General features: G+C 49.9%; 7 protein-coding genes. 4 read left to right on the top strand and 3 right to left on the bottom strand.

All coding sequences use genetic code 11. From position 1 onward, the window contains the following. Positions 1-174 precede the first annotated feature (174 nt). A complete protein-coding gene (locus tag AC1DYF_RS39895; protein WP_477884417.1) occupies positions 175-432 on the top strand; it encodes a hypothetical protein in 258 nt (85 codons plus the stop codon). 194 nt (positions 433-626) lie between these two features. Further along, positions 627-842 carry a hypothetical protein gene (locus AC1DYF_RS39900; protein ID WP_477884419.1) on the top strand — a complete coding sequence of 72 codons (216 nt, stop codon included), beginning with the start codon at positions 627-629 and terminating at the stop codon, positions 840-842. A gap of 55 nt (positions 843-897) precedes the next feature. Here the strand turns inward: AC1DYF_RS39900 and AC1DYF_RS39905 are convergent, their stop codons facing one another. Further along, complete coding sequence (locus AC1DYF_RS39905; protein ID WP_477884421.1) at positions 898-1218, bottom strand: hypothetical protein; 321 nt, start codon at positions 1216-1218, stop codon at positions 898-900. Positions 1219-1756: 538 nt separating this feature from the next. Between AC1DYF_RS39905 and AC1DYF_RS39910 the strand changes: the two genes are divergently transcribed. Both AC1DYF_RS39910 and AC1DYF_RS39915 read left to right on the top strand, forming a co-directional pair. Further along, positions 1757-3055 (top strand): pilus assembly protein TadG-related protein, encoded by a 1299-nt coding sequence (locus AC1DYF_RS39910; RefSeq protein ID WP_477884422.1) that lies wholly within the window; start codon positions 1757-1759, stop codon positions 3053-3055. Between the two features lie 32 nt (positions 3056-3087). Beyond that, positions 3088-3228: a hypothetical protein gene (locus AC1DYF_RS39915; RefSeq protein WP_477884424.1), complete on the top strand. Its 141-nt coding sequence runs from the start codon at positions 3088-3090 to the stop codon at positions 3226-3228. A gap of 430 nt (positions 3229-3658) precedes the next feature. Here AC1DYF_RS39915 and AC1DYF_RS39920 read toward each other — a convergent pair whose 3' ends face one another. Then, positions 3659-4852 (bottom strand): calcium-binding protein, encoded by a 1194-nt coding sequence (locus AC1DYF_RS39920; protein ID WP_477884426.1) that lies wholly within the window; start codon positions 4850-4852, stop codon positions 3659-3661. Between the two features lie 190 nt (positions 4853-5042). Further along, the coding region (locus AC1DYF_RS39925; RefSeq protein WP_477884428.1) for an ATP dependent DNA ligase at positions 5043-5667 on the bottom strand (625 nt) is incomplete at its 5' end.

Here is a 5667-nt window from a genome sequence, read left to right on the forward strand (position 1 = left end):
TCAAATCACTTGGAAAACGAAGCGCGTCTCGGTTATGCTCACGCCGAGCGATAACAGTCCAGGTCATCGGAAACCCCATTTTGATTTAGCACCAAAAGGGAATCACAACCTGCTGTTATCGCTCAACTACTTTTAAATCGGGCTCTTAGTTAAAGGCGCTCTAAGGAGAAGCCAATGCGGATGGAGACAGAGTTGGTTGGTACTGGCGTTTTCCGTCCTGATCAAATTGCTTTGGTGCAAGCCGTCTTCAAAGAAGTGATTGCCGAACCGTGGTTTGACAGGTCCGGGGAAAATCCTAAGCGGCTTGCGAAGACATTGATCGAAATGTATCGCCGTGATCAGCTTTCGCGCGATATGCTCAAATTGGCCGGTGAAGCTGTTGCRAAAGAGCGGTTTTCTTTAGGATCGACAGGCGAGCAATCGCGATCGTGAAACTGTAATGCGATCAATCTACGAATTTCGCCTGATTTGTTTGGCGGCTGCAAAGGTCAAGTTTTCGGAACACGCGGAAACTCATTCCTTTGAACCGGAAGCACTTATGGCATAATTGTAAGGCGGTTCCGTTCATGTGACAGCCACGTTTCGGCTGGTATTGCGTTTGCCCTTTCTAAATTAGGAAGTGTCCTATGCCGTTCTCGAATGTCGTGTTGCAGCCCGACCAACTCGCGTTGGTTCGGCGGGTGTTTGACAGCATTGTTAGGGAATCTTGGTTCAGCAAGAACCAAGACAATGAATTCACTTTTGCATCCATGATCGTGCGCGAGTTCGAACATGGAACCCGCGACGAAACCGAGCTTTTAGGACGTTGTAAGGCCATAGCACAAGAGCGTTTTAGTCGCTGAATGCCGCGAGTTTCGGCAAGGCATCGGAAGCGGCGTTCGTGACGCCGAATAGTTTTCAGGCTTTGCGGCTCGCCGTTGCCGCGACACTCAAGCGCGCTCTTGTGCTTTGTTGCGCCAAGACAGCGGCTCTTGTAACAACCCCAATGAAGTATCCGGGTTCAACTTCGATCTGGTCGCCTCGAATGATATCGGGTGCATTTGGCAGAAGGAATTGGAATTCAATTTCGGTAGCGGTGCCGATTTCCGATGTCCCAACTGTCGTGATTATCGCGCTTGCGGATATGTCGGATCGCAAAATCCGCACGGGAAATCGGTACTGGATAGGTGATTGCACATGCAATTCCTTGAGATACATTCCCACAGCGCGATACATCATTGGAAAGTTCCCGCCCATAACTGCAATTCGATGGCCGTGCCTATTCTCGCCGACGCCGAAAGCGCCGACGCCTACTTTGGTTCCATACAGCTAAACATATTTTACTTGATCGTCGTCAAGTTCTGGCGCAACTGCAAGGACACACCCGCATGCGCCGCGGTCGTCCGTGGCCTATGGCACGACTTTGTACGTGTCTTCCGGAATCCTGATAGCCAGCGGCCTAAGGCAATCGAAAGACGAACGGACGCAAGCAGCACTTTTGGGTTTAAGGGACGATCCACAGTTGGACCGCAAGTCATATTGCCAACTCGCCTTCCGTAAGATCAAGCCTCTGACCGAAAGCGCGTTACGTCGCACTTCACGCCTCGGTTCGTCGTCGCTGGATGCACACAACTGCAAGCGGGCAGTGACTAACCTTGCCATAACCATCCGATCGGATTTGTCTTGGGCGGACAGGTCGGGTTTGCATTCGATGACCTTCAATTAGGAAACTCTCAATAAAGCTTTGCTTGAATCCCTGAAAATGCTGGGGATAGCAATGATTACGCTAAAAAATTTGTGGTCGAGCCGATCCGGCAACTTTGGTCTAATGGCCGGATTGCTAGCTCTGCCGATCGTTGTCGGCTTAGGCACGGTCACCGATTATGGCTATGCATTGGCAGTGAAAAGCCACCTTCAGAATTCCGCCGATGCCGCCGCGATAAGCGCGCTTGCCGAACAGTCGGTCGGCGTCATTGCCGGATTGCAAAACGTGACAGACGGTGAAGTCGATGTTGGAACGAAAGATGCACAGGCGTTCTTTACTGCCAATCTTGATCCGAAATATGCGGCCTATCTGAAATCGTCTTCGATAAAGGTGAAACGCGTCGGCAACCAATTTACGTCGGAAGCCGCGTTCAGTGCAAACGTGCCAACCTCATTCTTGGGAGTGCTTGGAATAAACAGCATCGTCGTGGGAGGAACCGCGCAAGGAAGCTATGTGGCGGCAACCTATGTGGATTTCTATTTGATGCTCGACAATTCGCCATCGATGGGTTTGGCGGCCACCACGACAGACATTTCTACGCTTGAAGCGAATACCTCTGACACGTGCGCATTTGCGTGCCACATCGAAAACAGTACTACCGACTATTACGCACTCGCCAAAAGGCTTGGCATTACGTTGCGTGTTCAATTGGTTCGAAAAGCCGCACAAGCCATGATGGACACTGCACAACAAACGCGAAGATATTCGGATCAATATCGGATGGCAGTGTATTCCATGGGTGCTTCCGCTCGAAATGTGCAATTGACTAATGTCGCCAGCATGTCGTCGAATCTCGATCAGGTGTCAGACCAAACGGCACTGATGGATTTGATGACGATTCCGTATCAGGGTTACAACGATGACCAACAAACGGATTTCGACAAATTCCTTGGTGACGTGAAAACCGAAGTTGGCAAGGGTGGCACCGGCCTGACAGCATCCGACCGCCAGAAGGTGCTGTTCCTCGTCTCTGATGGGGTAAACGACAGTTACAAGAACGGCGGCTGCAAGAAGAAGACCACGAGCGGTGCAAGTGCCGGCAGATGCCAGCAGCCGCTGGATTACGATACGTGTGACAAGATCAAAAAGAACGGTGTGGAAATTGCGGTTCTCTATACGACCTACCAACCGATTACGAAAAACTCTTGGTACAACACCTATATCAAACCGTTCCGCGACGAAATTAATCCGGCAATGAAAGCTTGTGCGTCGGATGGCTTGTTCTTCGAAGTCAGCCCTTCCGACGGCATCGAAGAAGCAATGAACGCATTGTTTCTAAAGGTGATCAACTTGCCGAAATTGACGGGATAACTTGAAGCGGCGCGAACTTTAGAGGGTAAGTGATGCCGAAATCGCAGAAGATTGTTGTCGCTGTCGTGTGGATTGGCGGATTATTTTTCTTTGCTACCATGTACCGCGGGTTTATTGCTTTAGAACAACCTGTTGTTCACAACGTCATCGCAAGGGCGGTTGAGCGTATTTAGATGGCTCAAAGCGCTCATCGCAACGTGATGACGAAGCGCCATGTGACCATTGGGATTGATTTGTCTTTCCGCCATTTCGGGCGATTTCTCTATAATGTCCATATGCCGGCGCCTATTTCGGCGGATAAAGCTATTTGCAAATATCCAACTGATGCGCGCCAGCGCATCTGCCAAAGGCCAAGCTTTACCGTCACGCAAAAGATATTGAGCTACTAACCGGTGATGTGTACATAATACAGCTTCTCCCGGTTGTGGCGGAGTCGATCACCATGGCTGGCTGGAATTTTCAAAAGGACGCACGTGTTCACATACAGAGTATGTCTCGTTGATATTTTCTTTGGACAGTTGGGATGGCCATCCTCTTGGCATTGCCATTTCTTCCGCTTTGGATAGTGGCGCATATCGTCACCGCGCTGGGGAATTTAGGCTGTCACAGACCGAAGTCGGTATGGTCGAGATTGTTGATGTTGATGTGGTGCAAGACAAGGATGTCGCCATGGCCCATGTTCAGCCATGTATCCTTCCCATGCTTCTCCAATTTGTTTTCGATCTGGCTGTAGTCGCTCACACCGTCCACGATGATAAGGTCGCCGTCGTTGTGATGGAAGTCCTGAACGGTATCGACGCTATAGCCTTTTTTGAACACAAAAAGATCGAGTCCCGTGCCACCGAAAAGAGTGTCTTTGCCAGCGCCGCCATCTAACACATCGTTACCGCTAAGGCCGCTAAGAGTGTTGTTGTCACTATTGCCATTGAGATATTCCCGTCCAACGTTGGTGTCGGTTCCGGTACCATTGATGTTGGATTTCCCGATCAGTTGAAGCACTTCGACGTTTTTGTTGAGGGTATAATTGACAGTGGATTTCACCGTGTCCAATCCGCCCTGACTTGTATCATCCTCTGACAGCGTAATTTTTGCATTATCCGTGATCAGCGTGTCGTTGCCGTCACCTGTAAATATCTCGCCCTTGATCGTACCACCGCGTGTATCGACAACGTCTTTGCCGTCATTCAGGAAGATACCGCCAATGATCACGCCGTCATTGACGATCCTGTCATTACCATCCGACGACGAGATTGCGGCGTTTGCATGGATCACGCCGTGATTGGTGACGGTCAAAGCGTCCGTGGTGAGAACATTCATTTGAATGCCGTCGTTGCTGGACAAAATGGAACCGTCATTCACAATGGCCGTGGCACGCGTTACGTTGATTGCCGAACTCAATCCGCTGATGGTGCCGTGATTTTCAATGCTACCACCACCTATAGACACGCCAAACGAGGAAAATCCAAAACCACTGATGGTGCCGTTATTGATAACCTGTGCGTTTGAACCGTCGATCTCGGCTCCTGAATTGCCTTGTATGAATCCGCCCTTTGCTACAGCCAGAGTGAAGTTGGCACCACTTGATCTAACACCGAAGCCGCCATGGTTGGAGCCGGGAAATTGCCAGATGCTACCGATCACGGTAAGACTATTATCCGAGCCACTCTCGTCAACAGCCGCGATTTGCATTCCCGACGACTGGATAACCGATATTGTGCCGGTTTGAGCGATGATTAGATTGAGATTGCTGCCAGACACTGTCTCAATATCGGTCTGATATTCAGTAATGGTGGTCATTTCGTCTCCCAAAAGGCCAAATAATGGTTGTTTCCAACCTGCCATGGCGAAGACTTTAGTCAAGTCTAAAAAGCAAACCGATATTATTGGGAAGCCTCCCAATCCAAAACATAGACAAGTGCACGCTCGACAAGGTGAACTTTGAATTCGGATTTTTAACGTGCCTATTCAAAGAAATGCGAGCGACAGATCAATCTGGCACCTTGAAAATTGTTGCTTCATCTTGAGCTTCTCTGAAGCCTTTGAATGACGCGTGTCGTAACTCGTCTTTCGTCCAAGAACGATATTCAACCTCGGCAACTAATGTCGGTTCGGTGAAGACAACTTTTTTGTTTTTGAGCGTCACGGCTGGCTTGTCGGTTCGCATGGCGTCAAGCTGGCCTCTGATGGTCACCGCTTGCGATCGTTTGAAGCCGGTGCCGACCGATCCGACATAGACCAATTCCTTGCCCTTTTTTGCGGCTAATAGAAGGCTGGCAATCGCGCCAGACATCTCGTCTGATGGTTCATAGCCAACGACGACGAAGCTGTCGCTTTGGACACATTTGACCTTTACCCAATCGCCTGTCCGACCGGACCGATATGGGCGATCATCATTCTTGGCAATTCGACTAATCGAGCGTAGCCCTATGCAAACAAAGCCACAAGCGAAAGCCGATTTGGGTACAGGGCAATCGGGTGAGTTAACGGCAGACAACGTCTGAAATCTGTGAATCTGTGTGAAGCCTCTGATTCGTGAGGGAGGTTCGAGCATGGAATTGCAGCCGGCTATATCGGAAGGGATTGTTTTTCTTTCGTATTTCTCTGAGCTTCCG

The organism is Rhizobium sp. P2_G9 (assembly GCF_056403475.1).